The organism is Streptomyces sp. NPDC060028, from assembly GCF_042736725.1.
In the GTDB taxonomy this organism is placed as follows: Bacteria; Actinomycetota; Actinomycetes; order Streptomycetales; family Streptomycetaceae; genus Streptomyces.
Genome location: NZ_JBHWVJ010000174.1, coordinates 1 through 2,054 on the forward strand (window position 1 = coordinate 1; position 2,054 = coordinate 2,054).

Here is a 2,054-nt window from a genome sequence, read left to right on the forward strand (position 1 = left end):
AGGACGAACATGGGATCGCCTAACGGAAGAGATCTTCCTACGGCGACGGAGGCCCCGTAGTAGTCGCCGGAGTAACGACCGGCCAAGGAGAACGGGAAAGCCGTTCACATCGGGCGAAGGGGGCCAGGTGATCGGACACCACAGAGTCGGGAGGTATGCGAAATGCAGAGTGCCGAAGCGGTGCTGGGTGTCCTCCGTGAGCGCGGCAGGCGCGGCCTGCCATGCAATGAATTGTATCGACAACTTTTCAACCCGCAGTTGTATCTGCTGGCCTACGGACGCCTTTACTCCAACAAGGGGGCAATGACGCCGGGGGCCAACGGGGAGACCGTGGACGGCATGTCGCTGGGCAAAATCGAGCACGTCATCGACGCGTTGCGCCACGAGCGCTACCGGTGGAGCCCAGCCAGAAGGGTCTACATCCCCAAGGGGCGGGGCAGTACGAAGTTGCGCCCGCTCGGTCTGCCGCCGTGGTCGGACAAGCTTGTCGGCGAAGTGATCCGCCTGCTTCTGGAGGCGTATTACGAGCCGACCTTCTCCGGCTCGTCGCACGGTTTCCGTCCGCGTCGAGGTTGCCACACCGCATTACGCGATGTGGCACACACCTGGACGGGGACGGTCTGGTTCATCGAGGGTGACATTGCCCAGTGCTTCGACCGCCTTGACCATTCGGTCATGCTTCGAATCCTGGGCGAGAAAATCCACGACAACCGGTTCCTCCGGCTGGTGCGGAACATGCTCAAGGCCGGATACATGGAGGACTGGATCTGGAATGCCACGCACAGTGGAAGTCCGCAAGGCGGGGTAGTTTCGCCGATCCTGTCCAACATCTACCTGCACAAGATGGATGAATATGTCGAGAAGGTTCTGATTCCGAAGTACACTCGGGGAAGAGTCAGGAAGCCGAACCGTGCCTTTAAACGGGTATGGGCGGCAATGCAACGCGCCCGCGAGCGTGGCGACCACACCAAGGTGCGGGAGCTGCGGAAGCAACTCCACAGCATGCCCAGCATGGATTCTCAGGATCCCGGCTACCGGCGGCTGCGGTATGTGCGTTATGCCGATGACACCTTGCTCGGGTTCGCCGGACCAAAAGCAGAAGCAGAGGAAATCAAAGAGCATCTGGCGCACTTCCTGCGTGACGAACTCAAGCTGGAACTGTCGCCGGAGAAGACGCTCATCACGCATGCCCGTACCCAGGCGGCCAGGTTCCTCGGCTACCACATCAACGTGCACCACAACGACCGCAGGATCTCCGGCAGACGGCGCTCTGTCAATGGGACTATCGGTCTGCGTGTCCCTCGTTCGGTGGTATCTGCCAAGCAAGCGCAGTACATGAAGCGTGGCAAACCCACGCGTCGGCCCCAGCTGCTGAACCACGATGATCACGACATCATCAGCACCTACGGGTCCGAGTACCGCGGCGTCGTCCAGTACTACCTGATGGCCGGCGATGTCTTCCGACTCGCCCGGCTGCAATGGGTCATGGAGACCTCGATGCTGATGACGCTCGCCAACAAGCACCGCTCGTCGGTGTCGAAGATGGCCCGCAAATACGCGGCCACCACCGAGACACCGCACGGGCCACGCAAGTGCTTCGAGGCCCGCGTCGAACGCACCGGCAGGAAGCCACTGGTCGGACGGTTCGGCGGGATCCCGCTGCGACAGAACAAGAAGACGGTTGTCGCCGACCGTCGGCTGGCACCGGTCAGTACCAAGCGCAAGGAGCTGGTCACCCGGCTCCTCGCCGGACGATGCGAGTCATGCGGACGCATCGACGGGGTGGAAGTCCACCACGTCGCCAAGCTCGCTGACCTCGGAAAGCCAGGTCCCGACCGGCCACCGTGGGCAGATCTCATGGCCGCACGACATCGCAAAACTCTTGTGGTCTGCGGAAGTTGTCACGCGGACATCCACGGACGAAGGTCTGTCCCAGCACTCACGGAGTAGTCACTGGAGAGCGACGTGCGGTGAAAGTCGCATGCGTCGTTCGGGCTGGGGGCCGTGGGAAAAGGACCTGCTCAGCAGGCACCTCGCCGACGGCCCACCAGTAC

At 62.1% G+C, this 2,054-nt stretch carries 1 protein-coding gene; it reads left to right on the forward strand.

The window, feature by feature from the left end; translation table 11 throughout:
• Positions 1–162: 162 nt before the first annotated feature.
• On the forward strand, positions 163–1,950 hold the full coding sequence (locus ACFWBF_RS37220; protein WP_385609262.1) for a reverse transcriptase domain-containing protein: 1,788 nt from the start codon (positions 163–165) through the stop codon (positions 1,948–1,950).
• The last annotated feature ends 104 nt before the right edge of the window (positions 1,951–2,054 follow it).

Excerpts from the sequence above, each read along its gene's own strand:
- ACFWBF_RS37220 (WP_385609262.1), top strand. The coding sequence starts at position 163 with ATGCAGAGTGCCGAAGCGGTGCTGGGTGTCCTCCGTGAGCGCGGCAGG.